The sequence below is a fragment of the Paenibacillus sp. 10L310 genome (assembly GCF_056395745.1).
Genome location: NZ_JBFTKC010000009.1, coordinates 17689 through 43992, shown reverse-complemented (window position 1 = coordinate 43992; position 26304 = coordinate 17689). Strand labels below are relative to the sequence as shown.

24 protein-coding genes are annotated in these 26304 nt (G+C 41.6%); 22 read left to right on the top strand and 2 right to left on the bottom strand.

Annotated features, from left to right (window positions below; translation table 11 throughout):
* The first annotated feature begins 160 nt into the window (after positions 1 to 160).
* The gene (locus AC1DE7_RS19165; RefSeq protein WP_282321251.1) at positions 161 to 2023 is read left to right on the top strand and encodes a beta-glucoside-specific PTS transporter subunit IIABC; all 1863 of its coding nucleotides are present in this window, start codon (positions 161 to 163) and stop codon (positions 2021 to 2023) included.
* Between the two features lie 457 nt (positions 2024 to 2480).
* Positions 2481 to 3644, top strand: coding sequence for an MFS transporter (locus AC1DE7_RS19160; protein ID WP_282321250.1), 1164 nt, complete (start codon positions 2481 to 2483; stop codon positions 3642 to 3644).
* Between the two features lie 282 nt (positions 3645 to 3926).
* Here AC1DE7_RS19160 and AC1DE7_RS19155 read toward each other — a convergent pair whose 3' ends face one another.
* Positions 3927 to 5012 carry a DUF1648 domain-containing protein gene (locus AC1DE7_RS19155; RefSeq protein WP_282321249.1) on the bottom strand — a complete coding sequence of 362 codons (1086 nt, stop codon included), beginning with the start codon at positions 5010 to 5012 and terminating at the stop codon, positions 3927 to 3929.
* 364 nt (positions 5013 to 5376) lie between these two features.
* Between AC1DE7_RS19155 and AC1DE7_RS19150 the strand changes: the two genes are divergently transcribed.
* The 6 genes from AC1DE7_RS19150 to AC1DE7_RS19125 all read left to right on the top strand — a co-directional run bounded on the left by AC1DE7_RS19150 (position 5377) and on the right by AC1DE7_RS19125 (position 9421).
* Positions 5377 to 5802, top strand: a complete 426-nt coding sequence (locus AC1DE7_RS19150) for a hypothetical protein (RefSeq protein WP_127549300.1) — start codon at positions 5377 to 5379, stop codon at positions 5800 to 5802.
* 35 nt (positions 5803 to 5837) lie between these two features.
* Complete coding sequence (locus AC1DE7_RS19145) at positions 5838 to 6032, top strand: RIO1 family regulatory kinase/ATPase domain-containing protein (protein WP_353957575.1); 195 nt, start codon at positions 5838 to 5840, stop codon at positions 6030 to 6032.
* Positions 6033 to 6311: 279 nt separating this feature from the next.
* Positions 6312 to 6557, top strand: coding sequence for a hypothetical protein (locus AC1DE7_RS19140; protein WP_081746010.1), 246 nt, complete (start codon positions 6312 to 6314; stop codon positions 6555 to 6557).
* A gap of 336 nt (positions 6558 to 6893) precedes the next feature.
* A complete protein-coding gene (locus tag AC1DE7_RS19135; protein ID WP_340935849.1) occupies positions 6894 to 7499 on the top strand; it encodes a GNAT family N-acetyltransferase in 606 nt (201 codons plus the stop codon).
* A 96-nt stretch (positions 7500 to 7595) separates the two neighbouring features.
* Positions 7596 to 8171 (top strand): TetR/AcrR family transcriptional regulator, encoded by a 576-nt coding sequence (locus AC1DE7_RS19130; RefSeq protein ID WP_036673614.1) that lies wholly within the window; start codon positions 7596 to 7598, stop codon positions 8169 to 8171.
* A gap of 209 nt (positions 8172 to 8380) precedes the next feature.
* The gene (locus AC1DE7_RS19125) at positions 8381 to 9421 is read left to right on the top strand and encodes an NADH:flavin oxidoreductase (RefSeq protein WP_174806470.1); all 1041 of its coding nucleotides are present in this window, start codon (positions 8381 to 8383) and stop codon (positions 9419 to 9421) included.
* Positions 9422 to 9713: 292 nt separating this feature from the next.
* Here the strand turns inward: AC1DE7_RS19125 and AC1DE7_RS19120 are convergent, their stop codons facing one another.
* Entirely contained in the window at positions 9714 to 10733 is a 1020-nt protein-coding gene (locus tag AC1DE7_RS19120; RefSeq protein ID WP_282321248.1) for an alpha/beta fold hydrolase, read from the bottom strand.
* Positions 10734 to 10878: 145 nt separating this feature from the next.
* Here AC1DE7_RS19120 and AC1DE7_RS19115 point away from each other — a divergent pair, with 145 nt between their 5' ends.
* The 14 genes from AC1DE7_RS19115 to AC1DE7_RS19050 all read left to right on the top strand — a co-directional run bounded on the left by AC1DE7_RS19115 (position 10879) and on the right by AC1DE7_RS19050 (position 26045).
* The gene (locus tag AC1DE7_RS19115) at positions 10879 to 11787 is read left to right on the top strand and encodes a LysR family transcriptional regulator (protein ID WP_282321247.1); all 909 of its coding nucleotides are present in this window, start codon (positions 10879 to 10881) and stop codon (positions 11785 to 11787) included.
* Between the two features lie 66 nt (positions 11788 to 11853).
* A complete protein-coding gene (locus AC1DE7_RS19110; protein ID WP_047843204.1) occupies positions 11854 to 12570 on the top strand; it encodes a class I SAM-dependent methyltransferase in 717 nt (238 codons plus the stop codon).
* 255 nt (positions 12571 to 12825) lie between these two features.
* Entirely contained in the window at positions 12826 to 14757 is a 1932-nt protein-coding gene (locus AC1DE7_RS19105; RefSeq protein ID WP_477534978.1) for a fructose-1,6-bisphosphatase, read from the top strand.
* Between the two features lie 190 nt (positions 14758 to 14947).
* Positions 14948 to 15835, top strand: coding sequence for an RCC1 domain-containing protein (locus AC1DE7_RS19100; RefSeq protein ID WP_282321246.1), 888 nt, complete (start codon positions 14948 to 14950; stop codon positions 15833 to 15835).
* A gap of 352 nt (positions 15836 to 16187) precedes the next feature.
* On the top strand, positions 16188 to 16388 hold the full coding sequence (locus tag AC1DE7_RS19095; protein ID WP_047843207.1) for a cation transporter: 201 nt from the start codon (positions 16188 to 16190) through the stop codon (positions 16386 to 16388).
* Positions 16389 to 16417: 29 nt separating this feature from the next.
* Positions 16418 to 18856, top strand: a complete 2439-nt coding sequence (locus AC1DE7_RS19090; RefSeq protein WP_477534977.1) for a heavy metal translocating P-type ATPase — start codon at positions 16418 to 16420, stop codon at positions 18854 to 18856.
* A gap of 52 nt (positions 18857 to 18908) precedes the next feature.
* Positions 18909 to 19763 (top strand): hypothetical protein, encoded by an 855-nt coding sequence (locus tag AC1DE7_RS19085; RefSeq protein WP_282321245.1) that lies wholly within the window; start codon positions 18909 to 18911, stop codon positions 19761 to 19763.
* Between the two features lie 16 nt (positions 19764 to 19779).
* Positions 19780 to 20409 carry an NAD(P)/FAD-dependent oxidoreductase gene (locus AC1DE7_RS19080; protein WP_282321244.1) on the top strand — a complete coding sequence of 210 codons (630 nt, stop codon included), beginning with the start codon at positions 19780 to 19782 and terminating at the stop codon, positions 20407 to 20409.
* 5 nt (positions 20410 to 20414) lie between these two features.
* Complete coding sequence (locus AC1DE7_RS19075; RefSeq protein ID WP_282321243.1) at positions 20415 to 20618, top strand: heavy-metal-associated domain-containing protein; 204 nt, start codon at positions 20415 to 20417, stop codon at positions 20616 to 20618.
* A gap of 33 nt (positions 20619 to 20651) precedes the next feature.
* A complete protein-coding gene (locus AC1DE7_RS19070; protein WP_074095290.1) occupies positions 20652 to 20891 on the top strand; it encodes a glutaredoxin family protein in 240 nt (79 codons plus the stop codon).
* A 239-nt stretch (positions 20892 to 21130) separates the two neighbouring features.
* Positions 21131 to 21460: a metal-sensitive transcriptional regulator gene (locus AC1DE7_RS19065; protein ID WP_127549284.1), complete on the top strand. Its 330-nt coding sequence runs from the start codon at positions 21131 to 21133 to the stop codon at positions 21458 to 21460.
* Positions 21461 to 21719: 259 nt separating this feature from the next.
* Positions 21720 to 22559, top strand: a complete 840-nt coding sequence (gene licT, locus AC1DE7_RS19060; RefSeq protein WP_076250546.1) for a BglG family transcription antiterminator LicT — start codon at positions 21720 to 21722, stop codon at positions 22557 to 22559.
* Between the two features lie 146 nt (positions 22560 to 22705).
* On the top strand, positions 22706 to 24571 hold the full coding sequence (locus tag AC1DE7_RS19055) for a beta-glucoside-specific PTS transporter subunit IIABC (RefSeq protein ID WP_477534976.1): 1866 nt from the start codon (positions 22706 to 22708) through the stop codon (positions 24569 to 24571).
* A gap of 13 nt (positions 24572 to 24584) precedes the next feature.
* Entirely contained in the window at positions 24585 to 26045 is a 1461-nt protein-coding gene (locus AC1DE7_RS19050; protein ID WP_253508822.1) for a glycoside hydrolase family 1 protein, read from the top strand.
* The last annotated feature ends 259 nt before the right edge of the window (positions 26046 to 26304 follow it).

Sequence of the window (26304 nt, the reverse complement as noted above, 5' to 3'; positions counted from 1 at the left end):
CAACCTACCCTTAACTAGTTCTAGTTTCAAGCTTGTTGAGCTTCCTTAGTCTGCTTGAGAATGTCACAATAGCTGTCATATGAAAACATAATGAGTTTGTTTTGCCATCCTCAAAAATTTAGCTTTACTACCTTAATATACGTCGAAGGAGCCTTACATCATGGATAAACAACAATTGTCCAAAGATATTCTCAAACTGGTTGGTGGGGAAGAGAATATCGATCAAGTTACGCACTGTATGACTCGACTCAGATTCAATCTAAACGATAACAATCAAGCAGACAGAACAACGTTAAAAAACACACCTGGCGTTATGGGTGTAACGGAAAACGGTGGACAGTTTCAGGTGATTATTGGCAGTGAAGTTTCCGAAGTGTACAAAGCACTAGTGAACAATATGAGCATGAAGCCTAACGCAGAGAGTGCTCCAAAAGGCGGAAAGAAACAAAGGAATCCGATCAGCGCATTATTTGATTTCATATCGGGCATGTTCACGCCAATCCTGCCAGCAATTGCTGGCGCAGGTATGATCAAAGGGATCGTGTCCATTCTGGTGGCTCTTGGTTGGATGACAAATACAAGTTCAACCTATATCATTTTGTCTGCGGTTGGCGATGGCGCATTCTACTTCCTGCCCATTATTCTGGCCATTAGTGCTGCGAAGAAAATGGGGAGCAATGTTTATGTAGGTGCTGCACTAGCGGCTGGTCTCATGCATCCAACCATTACAGCGTTGCTTCAAGAGGGTAATACTTCGTTTGCAGGCATTACGGTTATTGCCACATCCTATGCATCATCGGTTATTCCCATCGTCATTGCAATCTGGATCGCTGCTTACGTGGAGAGAGCGATTGACCGCATCACTCATTCTTCACTGAAACTGATTGTTGTACCAACTGTTACGTTACTCATCATGGTACCACTAACCTTGATCGCGATCGGTCCACTGGGTGGCATTATTGGAAACGGTTTATCTGGGGGTATCCGATGGTTATTTGATAACGCATCCATTTTGGCAAGTATCTTGATTGGTGGCACAATGTCTGTGCTGATTATTACAGGCATGCATTATGCACTGTTGCCGCTTGCAGTTGGTTCGATTGCAACACTTGGTTACGATTTTATCGTTCCGTTAATGTTCGCAGCTAATATGGCCCAGGGTGGTGCTGCATTTGGTGTGGGCTTCAAGTCTAAAAACACCCAAACCAAATCACTTTCATATTCTACAGGACTGACCGCTCTTATGGGAATTACGGAGCCTGCCATGTACGGAATTAACATGAAATTCAAAAAACCATTTATTGCAGCGCTCATTGGGGGCGCAGTCGCTGGGGCGTTTCTGGGAACCTTTTCTGTTAAAGCCTATTTCATTAGCACTGTAGGTCTTCCGGGAGCTGCCTCATATGTCGGTCCAGACATTAGCAACCTGCTCTTTGCACTGATTGCTGCTTTAATTGCATTCGTTGTAGCTAGCGTAATTACTTATTTTCTGGGCTTCCAGGAAGAGGCAGCTGCACCATCAGCAATATCCACAACTACACCTGTAGTAACTGAAGACACTAAATTACAGGATCAACAAATATTCAGCCCCATGAATGGGGAAGTTAAGCCACTTAGCCTAGTGCCAGATCCTGCTTTTTCAGAAGAAATGATGGGTAAAGGATTTGCCATTCAACCTGCTGAAGGACGTGCAGTATCTCCGGTTAACGGCACAGTAATATCTGTGTCCAAGAGTGGACATGCTATTGGTCTCGTAAGTGATCTTGGCGCAGAGATGCTGATTCACATCGGTATTGATACTGTAAAGCTGAAAGGCCAATATTTCTCACCAAAGGTACAGGCAGGAGCTAAAGTATCCGTAGGCGATCTATTGATGGAATTTGACCGTGAAGAGATCGAAAAAGCGGGTTACAATATGATTACGCCAGTCATTATTACGAACATGTATCAATATACCGATGTGCAATCGGCTGGGCGTACCACAATTCATGAAAAAGAATTGATGTACACAGTCAAAGCCTAATTTGATGTTATTAATAGCGGCAGTGATTCCAAGTTATCTCTGGAACGCTGCCGTTTTTAAATAAAATAAAACACTGCGTTACTTTTGAGTAACAAATGTGATCTCATGTTAATTCAAACTAAAACGCCGAAATGTATATATTTATTTGAATAATAAAAGTAACATAAGTTTTGCAAAACAAAATTTATTATAGACGGATAAGTAGGATTACTCTGAATGGAGAAATCTCTTACGGAGTTAACACTGAAAGGTGGAACACACAAATGAGTCTAACCATTCAATTAGCGGCTGCTGTTTTTTTGTGGGAAGGTCTTTAGCTACTAATTCAATAGAAGGGGCATATATAGAAAATGGTTTTGTCCCAGATGAGTGAATGTAGAATATTTATTTTAGTGAATAGTTAATTAATCTATTTTTCTAGAAATACAGAAATAAGAAGGTGCAATTGTTGAAAAATATGTGGAAAATATATTTATTAGCTGTAATTAGTTTTCTTAATGGCGCATCAGAATATGTTATTGCCGGGATCCTAGACAAAATTGCTGAATCTAGCAACATTTCAGTTTCTTCTGCTGGACAGCTAATTACAGTGTTCTCTATAGCATTTGGCGTAGGTACTCCTTTTTTAATTGCTTTCACATCTAAATTAGATCGAAAAAAACTCTTAGTTTATGCATTAACTGTATTCTCTGTTATTAACATTTTAATTGCAACGATAACAGGATATGAGATGCTTATCGTAGCTAGAATTATTTCAGCACTTAGTGCCGGTGTTATTCAGGTTACGCTCCTTACTCTTGCTGCGGTTTTGGCTGCTCCAGGAAGGCAAGGCAGTTCAATTGCTACTGTTATTATGGGAAATAGTACGGCATTAGTTATCGGTGTACCCATAGGCAGGGTTGTAGCTTCCCATTATGATTGGAACATCATATTTATTGGTCTTGGAGTAATAGGACTTATTCTCTTATTCCTAGCGCTGCTGATCATACCCAAAGTAGTTGCTGAAGAAGTTGTTCCTTTGCGTGATCAGTTTAAATTCATCATGCTACCGCGTATCGCAGCAGCGTTACTGATTACGTTCGTGTGGTTAGGCTCATATTCCATTTTATTTACGTACATTTCACCGTATCTCCTTGATATATTTAGCATGAGTGATCAAGGTGTAACGGTAGCCCTGTTTATATTTGGTATCGCTAGTGCTATTGGTTCCAAAATAGGAGGACTCAGTACAGATAAATGGGGTACATTCCGTACCCTAGCTGGTGGAATGATACTCCACGCCACTGCATTACTGTTGTTCCCGTTTATAGGCCAATCCATATTTCTTCTATATATATTACTTATTTTCTGGGCAATAGCAGCCTGGTCCTCAGGTACGCCGATCCAATTTCAGCTTATAAGTCTCGCTCCCGCTGCTTCAGGCATTGTACTTAGTTTGCATAGCGCGATTGGACAAGTTGGAATGGCTGCCGGAGCTGGTATCGGGGGTATTGCTGTCAACCACAGTTTGTTGAACTACATCCCATGGATCGGTGCGCTTGCCCTTGTGATTGGCATCGTAACAACGTTGCTTGATAACTCTCTATCTAAAAGAAAACAAACGAAAAAATCTTTGCAATAAATAAACACTTGTATCATCTTCGTTTGTTACATGCCTCTTAACGATGTATAAAACCTTCTATAACAATAAGAAAGCAGCTGACCCAAGTGATCAACTGCTTTCTTTGTTTTATAATTCATAACTCATTTACCCAATGATAGTAGGTCCAACTGCACCAAAGTTTGATGTGATGGGATTAAGTTCACAGCGAATGAAGCCGTAGACACGATCTCGTCAAGCTTATCGACGGTTTCCGCATACATTTATGTTCCGATTGAGGCGAGTACTAACCTCCAAGCCTTGTTACACCACAACTAACAGTACGATAATTCCGAGAAAAATTAGCCAGCATACTGGGTGACCGAAATTTAATCCCCAGCCGACTCCGAATCTTTTCTCAACGATTAGGTTTGGATCCTTCCGATTGCAATAAATCATACCTAATAGCCATTTATCATCATCATGGACAGGTCTGAAATTGAAGCGATCTGCCGATTGCTCCAAGCGGCTTCCGCCCTGACCAGCCCAGAACGATAATGCTAAGGCGTATAGGATAATAAAGGCTATTATGATTAGGACAATGGGAATAGCGAAATTGATGTTAAGCAGAGATATCATATTTAGTTGCACGACGGACAACAGGATAACTATTAAGAAGCTTGCTGTAATCATAAAACCTGACCAAGTACGGCGGAAAGTTACGTTTTGTCTGATGGAACGGTTCGGATCAGTGGGTTGAACCTGCTGCTTCACTCTGCGAATACTCCAATTCTCAAATATGAACACAAGTAATAAGAACACTTGCATTATCGTAGGCATAAACACAGAACTATAAGATTTAGCTGCATAGCCGTCTACGTTCCAACTGCTGTTGTAATGGATCGGAATCTGGTCAGGAATTAGTTCGTAGTTGAGTAACACAGTTACAATACCAACAACAATAATGAAAACATGGATGAGGAACCACTTACTAGACAAGCTAATGTTTCTTTTCCGAAAACCAGTGTCCACTGCCATGATCGATGTTTCAAGAGCAATAGGCAGCATAGGTAGTAAACTTTTCATTTTGAAATGATAGCTAATGTTTATGACTAGGGAGATTACGACCATGGCGAGTGAATAAGTGACAATGATCCAACTTTGTTGCTTGGAATGTTCATCACCGTATATTAGGCAGATGATACAAACAATGAATAGGATGGTATGCAAGGTAGCACTAATCCTAACATATAACTTCCGCATCTGGCGCAGAGGTTCGCTGTGAAATTGTACAGCGCTGACGGTGACCCCAAAACTAATCGTCTCTCTTGTTAAATAAGGCATGCTTACCATGAGTACAATGGTAGGTACAAATACAAAGATCATTACTATAACAGGCATTATCGCCATATCATTCGCCCCCTCTTATACATAAGTGTGTATTCGAAAACTCTATAACCCTTAGAACATACGCGATGCATCACTATGTCTTTTTGCGTAAGATTATCCTTTTAACTTAGGGTGGGTAATCGACTTGAATATAAGTTAATTATAATCGATTTTAGTGGATATATGGGTGGAATTAACATTTGTCCAGACCTTTTTGATACGTAGCAATACTCATCTGACAACTAAATTATGGCAAGTACATCGTTTGAAATTTTGTGTAGGTACAGGGCAGTAAAGTTTAGTTATAATCAACTTTTATCACCATAAAATAAAGTTCACTTGGTAAAATTGTGAAGTTAAAATCACATTAACTGGAGTGGATACTATGCTTTCTGAAGAAGATTATGCGAAGGTGGCGAAAGAAGCTTTACATCAATACCCAATCTATTGGGAAAAACTTGTGTATCTCGGAAAGAGTGATAATGTTACATTTCAAGTTCAGACCAACGATGATCATCAAAAGTTTCTTATCAAAATCCATATCTCAACGATTTCCATTCAATCAAAAGGGAATATCACATCAGAGCTTATTTGGCTTGAAGCTTTGGTTAAAGATACAAATCTTGTCATACCTGTACCTGTTAGAAATCTTCAAGGTGATCTGGTAACAAAAATCTCAACTGATCTTAGCGAAAATACAATCATGGTGACTATTCATCATTGGATTCATGAAAGCGTACTTCAAAGAGAGCCAACAAGTAATGAAACTGAAAATTTGGCTCTCTTAATGGCGGCTCACTTAATCAATTAAAACGGTTAGTAAATTTAGAGCTTATCTCAAGTGAAGTGTTTGTTCATGTGGAAGAGTCAGCACATAAAATAGCAGATGTGATACAAAATTATAAACGTTTGCCAAATAACTGGGGAGTTATTCATTCTGACCTTCATGAGAGTAACTATGTATTTTATGACGATACTCCTCAACCTATAGATTTTTCGAATTGTGGCTATGGCTTTTATTTATTTTATTTCATCGTATAGCAAAGTAAATCAACTGGAAGAGAATTATGTCTAGTTATTTAGAAGCATTTTTTATTTGGTCAATCATTAGGACTTTCGCATTCCATTCTCTAAATCCAAATGAACAACAATCCTTAGCGGCAAATTTTCCATTAGTTATTGAAAACTATTTTAGGAAATATCTTAAAGGAGAAAATTTTTTGTTAAACTAAGGAGTAGGTTAGTGTAATTTCCCGTTTTAGATAACGTTATAATATAAACAGAGTTCAAGACATGAATACAATAAATGGAGGGGTAGGATTGAACAAGTATGTGTTACATATAGTTGCAAGTGTAATTTGCATATTGTTACCTGCTATTGGTCTCTTATATGTTTTGTGGGATAGCCACCAACCCAAAATAGGACCTGTAGGAGACGGAAAACCGAATTATCCTTCAATATCTCAATGGATATCTATTAGCTCTTCTTTTATTCTTGGAGTAGTTAATTTACCTCTTTCCATAATTCGATATAGACAAAAGGCTAAAGAAGATATTAAAAGTTAATGCTTTATTGCGCTAACGTAGAAATTATAATTGAATATACGACGAAAATGAAGCTGCCTGTGTTAGCCGGTGCAGCCTTCATTACGTTAACGGGCAGGATAGATGAATTTTGCGAATGTACGCCAGGTATGCGAACGATAAAAACATAAACTTTTAAGATTAAAGACATGCTACAGTCTTCAGAATCGCAGAATTCGTCAAAGGAAGTACGATCGCAGAAAAAAGAGGTCGAACCCGTCCCAATTTTATGGCTATCAGCCCTTCGATGGTGAAGTGCCTTCATGTACAAGATACGATCATAATCCATTAAACCGGAAGGAATATCTCTTACATGTCTTGAATCACGATAAATCTGAATTAAAGCTGGAGGCGAATGAGATGCTGGAATTAGAGTTTACGACTATAGAGGAGTGGGATGAAGCATTGTGGGCGCGGATGGAGCGAATCTATCATGAGGCTTTTCAAAGCGGCGCTAAGACAAAAGCGATTCTGCGCAGTATGCTGGACCGGAAGATTGGTTATTTACACACGGGCGTGCATCATGGAGAAGTGGTTGCGATGGCTGTTACTGGACTGGAGGGGAAGGTTGCGGACCGCATCCTGATCATCGATTACCTCGCGGTTGAACAGAAGATGCGTGGGTGGGGCATAGGGACCTGGATGCTTGAGCAGCTCAGAGCCTGGGCGTTAAGGGAGCACCGGATCAAAGGTATGATTATCGAGGCGGAGTTCGGGACAACAGAGGCTCATCAGGAACGCATACAGTTCTGGCAACGCAACGGGTTCATCCTAACCTCCTATGTCCATCAATATAGAATGGTGCCAGAGCCGTATCAGGCAATGATGCTGCCACTGGATACAAGTACGCATGTGCCTGATGATGGTGAAGCACTGTTTCGTTATATTAATGCTTTTCACAAGGTTGCTTACCGGAAGAGTTAGACCGCATTCAATGGACCTGCAGGAAAATACCGTAGAGATTAGGATGTAAAATGATCAGTTCTTGACTGCATGGTCAATAACTGATACATTAATCCCATGAGCAGACCAAGAGAATTTGATGTCGATCGTGTATTACACCAGTCTATGGAAGTGTTCTGGAATCAAGGCTTCAAAGCAACTTCTTATGAGGACCTTACGCGTACTACAGGAGTCAAAAAGCAAAGTTTGTACTGTGTTTTTAAAGACAAGCGATCGTTGTTTCTGAAGGCGCTGGCAATTTACCGTGAACAGGTTATAGCGAAACTGAAAGAGATTGAAGCCCTGGATTCGTCTCCCGTTGATAAACTGGATACCTTACGATATTCCCTTTTAGACGATGAAACTAGCTGCCAAGGGTGTCTAATTGTGAATGCATCACTCGAATTCGGAACAGATGACGAGCAGGTCACACGCGAAGCTGAGCTCATGGCAGAAGAGATTCAACTGGTATTAGAGAAGATCATAAGTAGTGGCCAGAAACAACAGTTAATTTCCAACCGGTATACGAGTATAGAGCTTGCATCTTATCTAAATAACACCATTCTTGGTGTGAGAGTTATGGAGAAATCAGGTTCATCCCGTGAACAGATCGAGACGGTTCTGCGTACTTCATTTGGCATGATCATGTCTTGATCTTTTTTTTGTGAAATTCTTGACTACGAAGTCAAAAATAATTGAAGGCGGATTAATACACCACGAAAGCTTGAAGGAGGTGGGGCTTTTCGAGAAAAATCGTGTATTGATTCATTTGGAAATAACGTCTAGCTGTTAACCAGGCTGATTGCTGTTTAACATCTCCTAGGTCAATTTATATAAAAAAAACGAAATATGTGGAGGTTATTATGAATTATTCTCAATCCGTAGAAGCATTGTTCCAACCTATAGAGTTAGGTCACTTGAAGTTATCCAATCGGATCGTGATGGCGCCGATGACGCGTCAATTTTCTCCGGAAGGTATCCCGGGTTCGAATGTTGCGGGCTATTACCGCCGCAGAGCAGAGAACGCAGTGGGGCTTATAGTGACGGAAGGGACAATAATTAATCATCCGGATGCATCCAATCAAGCCAATGTGCCGCACTTTTATGGTGAAGCTGCAATGAATGGTTGGGCACATGTTGTATCTGAAGTACATGAAGCTGGCGGTCGAATTATTCCACAGATCTGGCATATGGGAGCCAAAGGTCATGTTAATGATTATTCGGAAGCTGAGATTGCTACAATCGTTCAGGAATTCGCAAAAGCAGCCTCAGAAGCGAAACGCGTTGGGTTCGATGGTGTTGAAATCCATGGAGCACACGGCTATCTGATCGACCAATTCCTGTATGAGAAAACCAACTCTCGTACGGATCGTTACGGTGGAGATATGATGGCTCGCACACGTTTTGCAGTTGAAGTGATTGAGGCTTGCCGTAAAGTAGTGGGATCGGAATTCCCTATTGTACTGCGTTTATCTCAGTGGAAGACAGATGATTATCAGGCTAAATTGGCTGAAACACCGGAATTACTGGAGCAGCTTCTCGCACCGTTAGTTCAAGCTGGAGTCGATATCTTCCACTGTTCCACACGCCGTTTCTGGGAACCGGAATTCGAAGGGTCTGATCTGAATTTTGCTGGATGGACCAAAAAACTGACTGGTAAACCGACAATCACTGTTGGATCGATTGGTCTTGATGGTGACTTTACAAGTCTGTTCACAGAAGGTAAAGGCGCAAGTAACGCCAGTATCGAAGGATTGGTACAACGACTTCAGAATAATGAGTTTGATCTGGTTGCTGTAGGCCGTGCTCTTCTAGTCGACCCTGAATGGGTTAAGAAAATTCAAGAAGGACGTACTGATGATCTGGTTCCATTCACAAGAGAGGCGATGACTGTACTTACTTAATTGTAGTTATAATCCTTAAGAATATGTATTAATCAAACACACCTTCAAGATCATCTTGGAGGTGTGTTTGTAATGGCAACCAGAGTGAGTTATCCGGTGGAACTAAAGATGAACGCCATAGAGATGAGACTGGCAGAGGATGCAAAAGAAACATCGGAATAAGGTCCTCAACTTCATTATTGCTGGTTCCTTCATTTCTACATCATCACTCAACAACACCACTGCTTGGGGGGAGCCCTCCCTCCGAAAGATCAACGCTTCTCTTCACTGAATTCCCAATGCAAGTGACGATCTATTCATTAGTGCTAAGTGACAACAAGTGTTTTAGATTGTCATCAATAAATTGATTATCGGCACTGTTGATTCCACGACCGGCAAAATGGCCCCAGATCGATTGGATTGGTTTCAAGACAGCATTAGGTATACGCTTAGCTTCGTATTCATTATCGGCCGCTGTGCAGAAGAGATCCGTGCTTCCCGGCATGATACAGGCATAAGCTTTTATGCTCTGAAGTGCTTTATCAAAGTCTCCGTTATAGGAGGGGGTTGCACTGATATCTGCATGTTGTCCTGTCCATAACATGGCCAGAACATTATGCGGATCCATATTCATAAAGCTATTTTCCCAAACACCAGCTACAAAATCCTCCAATGTGTCAAATCCCATCTCACGGTATAGCTCTTCTCTATAAAATGCATGTGATAGTCCCCATCCCGCATACACCCGACCAACGGCACGCATGTCTGTAGAACTTAGTTGGTTTAATTTTCTTGAGTCGAAGCCGACTGCGGATAGCAGTGAAGCTTTCACGCCTTCCAGGACCACAAATGTGTGAGGCCAAGGTTTGGCGATGCCTCCGAAAGGTGCAATTCGTTCAACCATCTCCGGGTAACTTGCCCCCCATTGAAATGCCTGAATGCCGCCCATCGACCACCCGACGACGAGAGCAATCTTTTCAATACCTAATTTTTCGGTCAGCAGTTGTTGCTGGAATCGAACGTTGTCATAGATGGTTACCTGTGGAAAGTTAGCCCGATCGAATGGAGGAGGCGTGTTACTGGGAGAGGAAGAGAGCCCATTGCCCAGCAAATTGGGAACGATAATAAAATATTTCTCTGGATCCAGTGCCATCCCGCTGCCAATGAGCCATTCATTCTGAATATGCTGATCTCCAAAAGCCGTTGGATAGACAATAACATTGTCTTTCTGTTCATTTAATTTTCCGTAAGTTTGATAAGCGAGATAAGCGTTTGGTAACGTCACTCCTGATTGTAAGAGTACATCACCCAAATTAAAAATTTCATAATCCATCGTATAATTGCTCCCTTCAAAATGAAAAACCACAGGTTCACTGTGATCTCTTGTACTCAGTATAGAGCTGTGATACTCTCAATAAAAGTGAATAGAATTCAAGATAGTATTCAATAAAATTGAAAGATGAAGGAGGGATCATTGGATGGAATTGCGTCAACTGAATACGTTTTGTACGGTTGCAAAAACATTGAATTTCACGCGGGCAGCAGAAGTGCTGAGCTACGTTCCTTCCAACGTCACGATGCAAATTAAAGCATTGGAAGATGAGCTAGGTGTTCGCCTCTTTGATCGGTTGGGCAAGCAACTCGCGCTCACAACTGCGGGTAAACGCTTTTTAACACACGCCCAAGGCGTTCTCGAAAAAATGGACGAGGCTCGTAGTGCTGTCCATGATAATGAAAAACTAAGTGGAACCTTAACGATAAGTGCGAATGAGGTTATTTGCTCCTATCGGCTTCCACCTGTCTTCCAACGGTTTCGTTCGCAGCATCCGGGAGTTCGCTTAATTTTCCGCTCAGTTCCGAATCAAGAGCTCAAGCAAACGCTCTTTGAGGGGACCACGGATATTGTTTATATGTTGGATGAACCAATTCGCTCGAGTGGACTTTCCGTGGAACCTTTGCTGGAAGAACATTTCCGATTGTTAGCTGCTCCAGATCACCCACTCGCCAAACGAACTGTGTTGCAATTGGAAGATTTTCATGATGAAGTGTTCCTGACAAATGAGAAGGGTTGTCCCTATCGGACGATGTTTGATCGGTCATTTGAGAAAGAGGGCATTGATAGCATTACATATTTAGAGTTTCAAAGTGCTGAAGCCATTAAACAATGTGCAATTTCAGGAATCGGTATTGCCTTTCTTCCTGAGATCGTCGCGGAATCTGAAGTTGAACGCGGAGAACTTGTTGTCCTCCCATGGCAAATTCCGGACTTGCAGGTATATACACAGATGTTGTGGCATAAAGACAAGTGGCTTTCACCAATCATGTTATCTTTTATAGAAGCAACTAGGGTAGTTTTTGGTTCACAGAGTGAAAATAAAACCGTATAGCTTATGTACGAGACATCAAACTCTTGAGCACAGTAAAATGCTGTTGAAAGTGGGGAGACATTATTTATGATTCCATTAGTATATGACCAGATTAACCATTGGGGAAAAGACGATGAATTTTTCCTTTCATTGTTAAAGAGATTACAAGTAGAATCTATAGCTGATCTGGGCTGTGGAACAGGAAGATGGACTACTCATCTTGTTCAGTGCGGTTATAAAATTACCGCTATAGATCCCAATGAAGAAGCGATTGAAATAGCGCGAAGTAAAGATAATTCTGAAAGTGTGGAATGGATTATAGGTGATAGTGCGGATTTACAAACCAATACCTATGATGCGGTAATTATGACAGCGAATGTTGCACAGGTATTTCTTACAGATGACAGCTGGAAACGAGTAATCTCAGACGTATTCCGATCCCTAAAAATCGGGGGTCACTTTATTTTTGATACAAGAAACCCTTTGGTAAAAGTATGGGAAGAATGGGAGAAGGACAAAACTCCTGACTTAGCTAAAGATAGACTAAGCGGAGATCCTTTAGAAATTTATACAGAATATGAAGGGTTTGAGGGAGATATTTACACTTTCTATGAAATAGTAAAAAATACTAAAACAGACAAAGTGTTAGTTCATGAAAAAATGCAGCTGAGGTTTCGAAATCAAGAAGAATTCAATGAGTCGCTGAAACAAATCGGTTTTTCAAAAATTAAAACATATGGTGATTGGGAATTCAAACAAGCAAATTCTGAGAATAGATCGTTTATTTTTCATTGTGTAAAATAGCAGTTAGTAAAAAAATGTCGAGGGACCAGAACAGATTGAACACAGTTCTTATTCCTAAATAACTACAAACATTGTTTCATTCAAATCCATTCAATGAAATTTGTTCATATATGATGAACTGGAGTATGATGGGGGAAGGCGATGCTGATAATTACCATATAATCAATGCCAAGTATAGAGTGTAATTTGATATCGGTCTAAAGCTTTTGGACCCGGCTATACAACACCATACTTCCTTGAAGGGGGACATCTGTTTTGGATGAGCAGTTTCTTGATTTATTGGCCGAGAAATATGATACGGAAGAAAAAATTATAACAGAGATCATCAACCTTGAAGCGATCTCCAATCTCCCGAAGGGAACCGAGCATTTTGTCAGTGATTTGCATGGGGAGTTCCAGGCTTTTCAACATGTACTAAGAAACGGTTCGGGTACCGTCAAAGAGAAAATCAAAGAATTATTCCGGGAGGTTTGGACGGATCAAGAGATCAATGATTTTGCGGCGTTGGTTTATTACCCGGAAGAAAAAATACAGCTGGTTATAGGGGAACTGAGCAATAAACAGGCTTTGAACCAGTGGTATAGACTAACAATTGAACACATGCTTAAGCTTATTTCTTATGCCTCTTCCAAGTATACACGCTCAAAATTGCGTAAAGCTCTGCCGGAGCAATATGTATATATTGTAGAAGAGCTTCTATACAAAACGGATTCGACCAACAATAAGGATCCTTATTACGAGGAAATATATCGGCAAATTATATCCTTGGGCCAGGCGGACAATCTCATTATCGGCCTTGCTTATACGACACAGCGCCTGGTGGTTGACCATCTTCATGTAGTTGGAGATATCTATGACCGGGGGCCGTACCCCGATAAAATTATGGATACGCTGATCAACTACCATTCTGTAGACATACAGTGGGGGAACCATGATGTCCTCTGGATCGGAGCCTACGCAGGTTCTCTGGTCTGCCTTGCGAATATTATTCGGATCTGCGCCAGATACGATAATCTGGACATCATTGAAGATGTATACGGAATCAATCTGCGCCCACTGCTAAACCTGGCGGAGAAATATTACGAAGACAATCCGTCCTTCAGACCTAAGTTACAGGCTGGACATAATGTATCGGAGCAGGAAATTCTGCAGATCACCAAAATTCACCAAGCCATTGCCATGATTCAGTTTAAACTTGAAAGCCCGATTATCAAGAGACGCCCATACTTTAATATGTCTGAAAGACTTTTGCTGGAGCAGATTGATTACGACAACAATGAAATCAACATCTGCGGTAAAACGTACCACCTGGAAAACACCTGTTTCGCAACCGTAAATCCGCAGAAGCCCGAACAATTGCTTGAGGAAGAACGCCAGGTGATGGAAAAGCTGTTGTTTTCCGTTCAGCATTCCGAAAAGATGGCCAGACATATGAATTTTCTCATGAAAAAGGGCAGCCTTTATTTAAAATACAACGGGAATTTGTTAATCCACGGCTGTATTCCTTTGGATGAAGAAGGAAATATGGAAGAAATGCAGATTGAAGACAAGACATATGCGGGCCGTCAATTGCTTGATGTTTTTGAAGATTATTTACGTTACGCCTTTGCGCATCCGGAAGAGACAGAAGATCTGGCGACGGATATGGTATGGTACATCTGGACAGGAGAATGTTCCTCGCTCTTTGGAAAGAGAGAAATGACCACTTTTGAACGGTATTTTATCCAAGATAAAGAAGCACATAAAGAGAGAAAGAATCCTTACTACCATTTACGTGAAAATGAAGATATCTGTCGAATAATCTTGCAGGAGTTTGATTTGAATCCAGATCATGGACATGTCATTAATGGGCACACGCCAGTCAAAGAAATTAGTGGAGAGAGCCCTGTTAAAGCAAACGGAAAAATGATCGTGATTGACGGCGGTTTTTCCAAAGCCTATCAATCCACAACGGGCATTGCCGGATATACCTTGTTGTACAATTCCTTTGGCATGCAGCTCGTTGCCCACAAGAAATTTAATTCAAAAGAAGATGTGTTATGTAACGGAACGGACGTGTTATCTCTAAAAAGATTGGTGGACAAAGAACTGGCGCGGAAGCTGGTGAGGGAAACCAATGTCGGAGAAAAGCTGTTGCAGAAAATTTCAAATTTGAAGGATCTATTAGACTATCACTACATGAAATGAAACGATTGCTAAAGTACACATTCGGATCAACCGTTTGAGTGCAATATGACATAGACGCTCGTATTGGGCAGGGAAGTAATAATACCCTGCCTGTGCGAGCCTTTCTTTTGTAACATGGGGTTTAACAACAAACTTTATGACTTACAGTTGAACTAACGGCGGATTTTCAATTGGTGGAGGGGAGAAAGATATGGACTACAATTCACGGAATGAAGCGGTTTTTGAGACGAAACGGTTCCGTAACTGTACCATAGCGGCAGGTCGGCGTCATACCGTTGCTCTTAAATCTGACGGAACAGTAACGGCTGTGGGTGATAATAAATATGGTCAATGTAAGGTAAGCGATTGGTGCGATATCGTCGCAGTTGCAGCGGGTAATGTACATATGGCTACGAATACAGGTAATGCCCATACCGTTGGTCTTAAATCTGATGGTACGGTAACTGCTATAGGTTGGAATAAGCATGACCAATGCAATGTAAGCGAATGGCGCGATATTGTAACCGTTTCGGCAGGTTGGTGCCGTACGGTGGGGGTTAAATCATATGGCACCGTGGTTGCGGTGGGGCGAAATAATGAAGGGGAATGCAACGTGAGCAACTGGCGCGATATTGTATCGGTCACGACGGGTGACTGGCATACAGTCGGTTTAAAAATAGACGGAACGGTAACAGTCGTTGGTAACAATAAATATAACCAATGTAGCTTAAACGACTGGGGCGATATATTAGCTGTTTCGGCGGGGTATCTTCATACAGTTGGGCTCAAATCGGATGGCACGGTAGTGGCTGTGGGTAGAAATAATGAAGGCGAATGCGACGTAAGCGGATGGCGCGATATTGTAGCAGTTGCAGCGGGGAGTTATCATACCGTTGGTCTTAAGTCCGACGGTACAATGGTTGCTGTGGGTTCGAATAAACATAACCAATGTGATGTACGTGGCTGGCACGGAATTAGAGCTGTTTCGGCGGGGTGTGCCCATACGATTGGACTGAAATCGGATGGTACGATGGTTGCTGTGGGTGATAATGATTATGGACAATGTGATGTAAGCGGATGGATTAACATTCAACCATAAATAAAGGAATTTTATATCGTGGGACAAGATCATGGTCCCATTGAAGTCGCTATTTTAGCGGCTTTTTTGTTTTATCGGTACAAGTTTTATTCCCAAATCAAGGACAAGAACATGATCCGATTACCAATCAGCGTATAAATAATCGGTTCTTCTCTCCATAATTCATTGATCTAACGAGAAAGATAGTAAATATAGGGTATAGGGGTATAAAAATATGTTGACTAATATAGGGTAGGGGGGTATTGTATTGTACAAGAGCTTGATGAGACCTGAAAAACTGGCCTCGAGAGTTTAGCCCATCGTTTAGGTCAAACTAAACCAAAAAATCACCCACAAGAAGGGACGAAATAAGATGAAAAACATTGTTTTGAATGTACAAGGTATGAGCTGCCAACATTGTGTAAACTCCATCGAAGGTGCTCTGAAAGAAATTGGAGTGAGTGGCAAGGTGAACCTCAGTGATGATTCGGTTGAAGCGACGTATGATGAAAATCAAGTCTCCTTGGAGCAAATTAAAGAAGTTATTGAAGAGCAAGGCTACGAAGTAGCGTAAGTAATGGACGATGAGGGGAGTGAGTTATTGTGGCAACAGCAGAGGCTCAGACAAAACAGTCGAGTATACAAATTACAGGAATGACCTGTGCAGCATGTGCAAACAAAATCGAAAAAGGCCTCGGTAAAATGGACGGGGTCACATCAGCAAATGTTAACTTTGCTTTGGAAAAGGCAAGTGTAACGTATGATCCCACGAAAGTGGAAATGAAAGAACTTGAGGAAAAAATCAAAAAACTTGGATATGGTTCCGTATCAGAGGTTGCGCAGTTCAATCTTGAAGGCATGACCTGTGCAGCATGTGCGAACAAAATTGAAAAGGGCCTGAACAAGTTGCCCGGCGTGACTAACGCTTCAGTAAACTTCGCCATGGAAACGGCCCGAGTTGAATTTTCCCCTGGTGAAGTTTCCATCGAAGACATGAAAAACAAGGTGAAAAAACTTGGTTATACGGCGATCGTGAAGGCAGACGGTTCCAGTGGTGGTGCAAGTGACCATCGTGCGAAAGAACTGAGTAATCAAAAACGGAAATTACTGATTTCGGCGATTCTTTCCTTGCCGCTGTTGTGGACTATGGTAGGTCACTTCTCGTTCACTTCATGGATCTATGTGCCGGAATTGTTTATGAATCCGTGGTTCCAACTAATCCTGGCTACACCAGTACAATTTTATATTGGTAGACAGTTCTATGTAGGTGCGTATAAGGCTCTCCGAAACGGGAGTGCCAACATGGATGTGTTGGTATCACTTGGTACCTCTGCAGCCTACTTCTATAGTTTGTATTTAACCATTCAATGGTCAAGTATGGCTGACGGGATGCATCATGGTCCATCCCTCTATTATGAAACGAGTGCGGTCCTTATTACATTGGTTCTTATGGGTAAATTGTTTGAATCACTTGCGAAAGGCCGAACATCAGAGGCTATTAAATCACTGATGAGTCTACAGGCGAAGACGGCATTAGTGGTTCGGGATGGCAAAGAACTTACCATTCCAGTGGATGAAGTCATTGTAGGAGATGTTGTCCTTATTCGTCCAGGAGATAAAGTACCTGTAGACGGAGAGGTGCTGGAAGGGATCTCATCTGTAGATGAATCCATGCTTACGGGCGAAAGCCTTCCAGTAGAGAAACAAGTCGGAGATGCTGTGATTGGAGCTACGATTAATAAAAACGGTATTCTTCGGATCAAAGCAACCAAAGTAGGTAAAGAAACCGCTCTTGCACAAATTATTAAGGTTGTTGAAGAAGCTCAGGGATCAAAAGCACCAATTCAGCGGGTAGCCGATGTGATCTCGGGCATATTCGTCCCGATCGTTGTAGGAATTGCAATAGTTGCTTTCGTAGTTTGGTACTTCTGGGTTACACCAGGCGATTTTGCAGGTTCGTTAGAAAAAGCAATTGCTATTCTTGTTATCGCATGTCCTTGTGCACTTGGACTTGCAACCCCAACATCCATTATGGCGGGGTCTGGTCGTTCGGCTGAACTAGGGGTGTTGTTCAAAGGCGGAGAGCATCTGGAGCAGACGCATAAAATTGATGCGATCCTTCTGGATAAAACCGGTACTGTTACAAAAGGTAAACCTGAATTGACTGACGTCGTCGCTCTTGGCAATGAAAATGAATTCCTGAAACTTGTTGGAGCTGCAGAGAAAAATTCTGAGCATCCACTTGCAGAAGCCATCGTTGTAGGCATCCAGGAACGAAATATCGAACTACCAGGAACACAATCCTTTGAAGCATTTCCGGGTTTCGGAATCCAGGCAATGGTTCAAGGTAAACAACTACTCGTGGGTACACGTCGACTGATGGAAAAGTATAATATCGATGCAAAAGCAGCTTATCATTCGATGTCACGTTTGGAAGAAGCGGGGAAAACTGCGATGCTGGTTGCCATTGATGGTCAATATGCAGGTATGGTCGCTGTAGCAGACACGATTAAAGAAACTTCGAAAGCTGCAGTGAGCCGTCTGAAAGAAATGGGCATTCAGGTCATTATGATTACAGGTGACAATGAACGGACGGCAAAAGCCATCGCTGCTCAAGTAGGTATTGACCACGTTCGTGCAGAGGTCTTGCCGGAAGGAAAAGCGGAAGAAGTGAAAAAACTGCAATCTCAAGGTAAAAAAGTGGCCATGGTTGGCGATGGTATCAACGATGCACCGGCTTTGGCAACTGCAGATATTGGTATGGCGATTGGTACGGGGACAGATGTAGCGATGGAAGCAGCTGATGTAACACTCATGCGCGGCGATCTATCCAGTATTCCTGATGCTATCTACATGAGTCGTAAGACGATGCGCAACATTAAGCAAAACTTGTTCTGGGCACTTGGTTACAACACTTTAGGCATCCCTATTGCAGCTATCGGTCTGTTAGCACCATGGGTTGCAGGCGCAGCGATGGCCTTGAGTTCGGTATCCGTCGTTCTGAACGCCCTGCGATTGCAACGCGTAAAAGTACGTCACTAGTCAAAGTACTAGAATAGGAGCGAACATAATGATGAGGAGGAGTAAAAAAATCATGCTAATGTTAACCGGTTTTTTAGCTTTCGGTGTGTTGTCTGCTTGTGGAACCCCTAAAGAAAGTGCACATACAGATGGACATGGTGGTATGAATCATACTGAGATGAATTCTGAAACTGAAGGTGCGAGTCATGATCATGCAGGGCCTCATGCTGATTCAACAGCAAGTATCCTTAAAGCCTCGTTCTCCTTTGCATCAGATGTGAAGGCCAATGAAAATTCGCATCTGACAATCCAAATCACGGACGCCGATGGAAATCCGGTTAATGAATTTGAAATGGGCCACGAAAAACGAATGCACCTTATCGTAGTGAGTAAAGATCTTTCTTACTTTAATCACATTCATCCTGATTATAAAGGCGATGGAAAGTTTGCGATTGAAACTTCATTTCCAGCCGGTGGCGAATACAAAATCCTTGCCGACTTTGTTCCAAAAGGTGGAGCGAGTACTACACTCAGTGAATGGGTGAACGTTGGAGGTCCAGAAAAAGCCCAAAAGCCTGTTCAAGCGGATTCCAATCTTGTAAAAGAAGTGGATGGTAAAAAAATCGAACTTTCATTGAGTACCAAAAAGACCAACGAAGACGTAAATCTGACCTTTAATATCATGGATGCGAAAACGGACGAAGGGATCAATAATCTGGAACAATACCTCGGTGCTGTAGGTCATGTTGTTATCCTTTCTGAGGATGCAGAGCAATATCTGCATGTTCATCCAACAGAGGAAAAGGCAACAGGTCCAAAAGCGGAGTTTATGACCTCCTTCCCGCATAGCGGAATCTATAAAATCTGGGGCCAATTCCAACATGATGGGGAAGTCTTTACAGTATCTTTCGTAGTAGATATAAAGTGAGTAAAGAGGTATGAGCATGGGAGATCAAATTAAAATAGCGATTAGTCCAGCAATCCAACTTGGTGGAAGCTTATTCACTCCGGAGCAACTAGTTAAAATTGGCGAGATTATTGGTCCAGATTCAAAAGTGGAGATGACACCCTTTAAGCAACTCTACACAGAAGTATCGATTGAACAACGAGATCAGATCACAAATGAACTTGAGGATCACGGTCTTGAAATAAACCCTGCAGGATTTGTAACCAAAAGCCTGATCGCTTGCAACTTTTGTAGAGGTGCAGAAGAAGCAGGCATGGAAACAGCCAAAAATTTAAATCAGGCCATTTCCGGTATCGATACGCCTACACCACTCAAGATTGGATATGCTGGATGCGCCTTAGGCACAAGTGAACCGTTGATTAAGGATATTGGGATCGTAAAGATGCGCGATAAGTTCGATGTTTATGTTGGTGGCGAGTCGAAGGGGCTTAAACCCTCCTTCGCCAAGCTTCTACACTCCGGATTAATGGAGGATCAGCTTATTCCTTTCGTTACCGCAATTATTGATTATTATAAGATGCATGCAAAAGGCAAAGAAAAGTTCAGCAAATTCGTTAATCGAATGACACTGGAAAACTTGAAGTCTATGACGCTTGAAAGGGGGTGAAAACAGTGAAAGAAGCAACTGTAAAAATTCAAGGTATGTCTTGCCGTTCTTGTGTATCTAAAATTGAAGGTGCAATTAGCGCTCTTGGCGCTGAAGGCCACGTTAATTTTGAACAAGGAACAGTAGAACTTCGATTTGACGAATCTAAAGTTCAAATCGCTGAAATTGAAGAAGCGATCCGTAAAAAAGGATATAACGTCGGAGCGTAATATATATTGAAATACAAGGGAGAGTAATTGGGCATGACGGAATCCATTCAGATTTATTCAATCCCAACCTGCAGCGATTGCAATTATGCTAAACGTTACTTTAAAGAGCATGAGCTTCCCTATACGGATTACAATTGTGAAGAAGATGCCAAGTACGCTGAGGAAGTCTGGAAGTTGACTGGCAAACAGGTTGTTCCAACCATTGTCATTGGAGATAAGGTCTTTGTAGGCTTTGCCGAAAATCTCACTGAAATCAGCGAGTTAGTTAAATAACTGTTAGGACCCCGGTCAACTTCCGACTGGGGTTATTCTTAATAAAAATATACCTTTGACTGATATATCGTTGTAGGAGTGGAGGGTATAATATGCTTACAAGATGCAGTAGATGGTTGCCCAACCGATTCAATCTTAGTTGATGACAAGCCGTTCTCTTAGCACGTACCATGATACTTCTTGCTCCCTTTACATAGGGTAGGGGGGGATGGTAATGTGTAATAAAGGAGTTGATCTACATGGATGATACGATACTTGAGGACGCCTCATGTGACCATACATCTTCAAACGAGCGGAAAAGCCATCATTCGGAGAGTACGAAGCGAAAATTAATTAGCCGGTTGAATCGGATTGAAGGGCAAGTGCGTGGAGTAAAAGGAATGATTGAGAAGGATACGTATTGTGATGACGTGTTGCACCAAATTGCCTCCATTCAATCCGCGTTGAATGGCGTAGGAAAGCAGCTTTTGGAACATCATATGAAAAGCTGTGTCATTGAACGCATTTCAGAAGGCGATCACAAAGTTTTGGATGAACTGATGATCACTGTAAATAAGTTAATTAAGTAAGCTAGGATAGGGGAGATATCCTCTTGTTGTATTCAGGCAAATGCCCCATCAGTACTTAAATGACCATATTGACAAATTTAACGCCTTCCACTAAGATAATCGTACAAGTAAATAATGAATATAATCAGGATTGTTACTGATCAGCAGGCAAGACCGATTAATATGCAAACATGTAGAGTATAATTACCATGTGTGCACTATTAATGGTCTTTTTTATTTGCTAAATTCTGTTAACGTTTCATTTTAAAAGGAGATTCGTATGAAAATCACGCGAATTATTAATAATAATGTCGTCTGCGCTGTAAATGAAAGACGCCAGGAGATGATGCTTCTAGGAAGTGGCATTGGTTTTCAGAAGAAAAAAGGAGACGATGTGGACACAGAGAAGATTGAGAAAGAATTTTTCCTGAAGTCCAAAAATGTAACTGGAAAATTATATGCCCTGCTCGCGCAGATTCCGATGGAGTACATCCGTGTGTCTGATAGTATTATTCAATATGCCAAGCAGTCCTTGGATAAAGAGCTGAATGAAAATATATATTTGACGCTAACAGACCATATTAACTTCGCCGTATCACGCTATAAACAGGGAATGAACTTCAACAATGCGTTATTGTCTGAAATTAAAGCATTCTACGCCAATGAGTATCGAGTGGCTTTGAAGGCTTTGGATATGATTAATCAAGAATTCAACATTACGTTGCCTGAAGATGAGGCCGGCTTTATTGCGCTTCATATCGTCAATGCAGAACTAGGATCTGAAATGGAAGATACCATGAAGATGACACAATTGATTCAAAAGGTCTTAAATATTATTCGTTATCAGTTCAAAATTCACTTTAACGAAAGCTCCCTTCACTACTCCAGACTGATCACGCATCTAAAGTTTTTTGCCTATCGTCTGTTTAACAATACGGTGATGAAAAGTAATGATAACGATTTCCTCAATATTATTAAAGAAAAATATAAGCTAGAGTACCAATGTAGTCTAAGAATTGCGCAGTTGATTCGGGTAGACTATGGGAAAGAATTAACTGAAGACGAATTGGTGTATTTAACTGTTCATATCAAAAGGGTGACTGATGAAGAAAGGGATTGACCCATCATCGCTCCATAATGACTATACTAGGATTGTTACTGGTGATGCAGGCAAGACCTAGAGTTCCATCGTGTATAGAGCATATCTATATTCGATAGAACTCTAGGTCTTTTTTTGTAGAATAATACATTGAAGGGGGAACAAAAATGAAACATGAACAAACGGCTACCGACATTCTAAAACTTGTTGGTGGTGAAAAAAACATTGAAAGTGTTACACACTGTGCTACCAGGCTGCGCTTTAACTTAAAAGACGAGTCGATTGCAAACAACGAAGCACTGAAAAACGTACAAGGAGTTGTGGGCGTTGCCAGTAGTGGAGGTCAGTATCAGGTCATTATTGGTAATGAGGTCAACAACGTCTATAAAGCCCTTGCGCAGCTAGGGAACTTTACAAGCAAGAATGATGCTCCAACTGTGAAAAAAGGAAAAGTCTCTACTGTTCTGGACACGATTTCCGGAATCTTTACACCCATCCTACCGGCGATGATCGGTTGTGCCATGATTAAGGCAGTTCTTCTTATTTTGAAAACCTTTGATCTCGTTGACCTTGACGGTCAATTTAATACGATTATGACTTTCGTCGGGGATGCGGCTTATTACTTCTTGCCAATGCTACTCGCCTGGAGTGCTGCTGTTAAACTTAAAGCTAATGTGGGTTTTGCGTTAACCATTGCGGGTATCTTGTTACATCCTAGCTTTTCGGCGTTAATGTCTGCAGGTGAGCCTGTTACGTTCTTGGGTCTGCCTGTCACACAAGCGACGTATTCTTCTTCCGTTATTCCAATTATTCTAGCCGTATGGATCCTGTCATATGTGGAACGATTTGCTGAAAAGTATTCTCCTTCCGTGATCAAATCCATTTTGAAACCTTTAGTTGTAATCCTTGTTATGGCGCCTCTAACATTAATTATTCTAGGACCATTGGGTGCAATTGCCGGTAACTATCTTGCTTCTGCTGTATCCTATGTCAATACACACGCAGGATGGTTAGTGTCTGGTATTATCGGCGGGGCATTCCCATTCCTGATTCTGACGGGGATGCACTATAGTTTGGGACCCGTTGTCCTCACTGCGTATGCGCAGACAAAAACAGATGGCATTGTTGGCCCAGGTATGCTCGTACACAATATTGCTCAAGGTGCAGCTGCGCTCGCGGTCGCATTAAGAACCAAAAATAAAGCGTTTAAACAAGTTGCTTACTCTACTAGCGTAACTGCGCTGTTAGGAATTAGCGAACCTGCATTGTTTGGTGTAAATCTACGGTTAAAAAAACCACTGATCGCTGTTGTCATTGGTGGTATTGTAGGCGGAATATACGTTGGCTTGTTCGGTGTAGCTCGATCTGCTCTAGGCATTGCCGGCTTGGCTACGTTACCAGCATTTATCACAGATAATCCATGGAACCTAATCCATGCAGCAATTGGTCTGGTCATTGGCTTTGTTGTTACCTTCTTGATGACGCTTATTTTAGGATTTGAAGATGTGCCTGAGGATGGAGAGGATCAACGAACACCAGCCAATTCATCTTCAACAAACCGTGTGCCTGTTGTTAGTGATTCTGAACATGTGCTCATAGCACCAATGACTGGTCGAGTTCTAGAGTTATCAACAATAAAGGACGAAGCCTTTGCAACTGGAGCTATGGGAAAAGGGATCGCCATTGAACCTACGATTGGAAAGCTTGTTTCACCAGCCGATGGTGTCATATCCGCGGTATTCCCTACCTTCCACGCAATTGGTATTAGCTCGAATAATGGCGCTGAACTCCTCGTTCATATCGGCATGAACACGGTGAAGCTGAAAGGTGAACATTTCAAGGTGCATGTACAAGAAGGTGATGAAGTAAAAGCTGGGGATTTACTTATCGAATTCGATACAGATGCAATAGCCGCCAAAGGTTATGATCTGACTACACCTATTATTGTTACGAATTCAGATGACTTTACAGATGTAATTGGTATAGATAAACCATCGATTACGATCGGGGAAAAACTAATTAAGATCATATAAGGAGGAATTTCCAATGAAGAACACAACCGTATTCCCAGACTCTTTTATGTGGGGCGGCGCAACAGCGGCGAATCAATACGAGGGTGCCTGGAACATTGATGGTAAAAAGGCAAGTACAGCAGATATGATGACGGGTGGAACGCATACTACTCCAAGACGGATCACTAAACACATTGAGGAGGGTGTAAACTATCCTTCCCATGAGGCAGTAGACTTTTACCATCATTACAAAGAAGATATCCGTCTGTTTGCAGAGATGGGCTTTCGATGCTTCAGAATGTCCATTGCTTGGTCCAGAATATTCCCCAACGGGGACGATGTAACGCCAAATGAAGCAGGACTTCAATTTTACGACAAGGTGTTCAGTGAACTGAAAAAGTATAATATTGAACCTATCGTTACGATCTCACATTACGAAGCTCCGTTTGCGCTAACAGAGAAATTCAATGCCTGGGCTTCTAGAGAGATGATCGACTGCTACGTACGGTATTGTGAGACCATTTTCACCCGTTACAAGGATGTCGTGAAGTACTGGATTACATTTAATGAGATCAATAGTTTAATTGTTCCAGCAGGTGCATATATAGCAGGGGCATTATTAGTTGATGATAGTGGTGTATTTAACAATACGGTTGTGGATAGTACGCAATTAAGATTCCAGGCTTTACATCATCAATTTATAGCAAGTGCAAAAGCAGTCAAGCTTGCTCATGAAATTAATCCGGCGTTCCAAATCGGTTGTATGATTAATTATAGTCATGGTTACGGAAGTACATGTAAACCGGAAGATATGTTGAAGGCTCTGAGAATGGATCAGATTAACAATATGCTGAGCAGCGACGTGCAAGTTAGAGGGGAATACCCTGACTTTGCCAAGAGATATTTTAATGAGAACAATATTCAGATTGAGATGGCAGAAGAGGACGTAGAAGTGCTAAAACAAGGCTGTGTTGATTTCTATAGCTTCAGCTACTACAAGTCTCATGTAGTGGGTACCCGCCCAGAAGGTGATGAGACCCAGGGGAATGTCTTTGGTGGATTCAAAAATCCTTATTTGAAGGCAAATGATTGGGGATGGCAAATCGATCCAGTTGGACTTCGTTACGTACTCAATCATGTGTACGATCGGTATAGAATCCCTGTAATGATCGTTGAAAATGGTCTGGGAGCGGTTGATATCATCGAAGAGGATGGCTCTATCCATGATACGTATAGAATCAATTTCCTGCGAGATCATATCGAACAAATGAGAGAAGCTATCCTCGATGGCGTTAATCTTATCGGCTACACGGCTTGGGGTTGCATCGACATCGTTAGTGCCTCAACTGGCGAAATGGAGAAACGCTACGGATTCATTTATGTAGATAAGAATAACGAGGGCGGAGGTACCCTGAAAAGAAGTAAAAAGGACAGTTTCCACTGGTATAAAAAGGTGATTGAATCCAACGGGGAAAGATTGGATTTGGAAATATAATTTGCACTCGAACGAAAGATGATCCAATCTTTAAATTCCATCAAATAGACCAAGTACTTATCACTTTGTGAGACAAGTACTTGGTTTTTTGTGCATCAATAATAAAACTAAGAATTAATTATTTGGATGGCTAAAGTGGCTGACAATATCCAGTCTACAGTTCATTATGGTGTCCAAGGGTTTTCAAAAGCTAATTATAAATATTTACCTCTTGCATAAAGAACGTGTGTTCGGTCTATAATATATACAAACATACGTT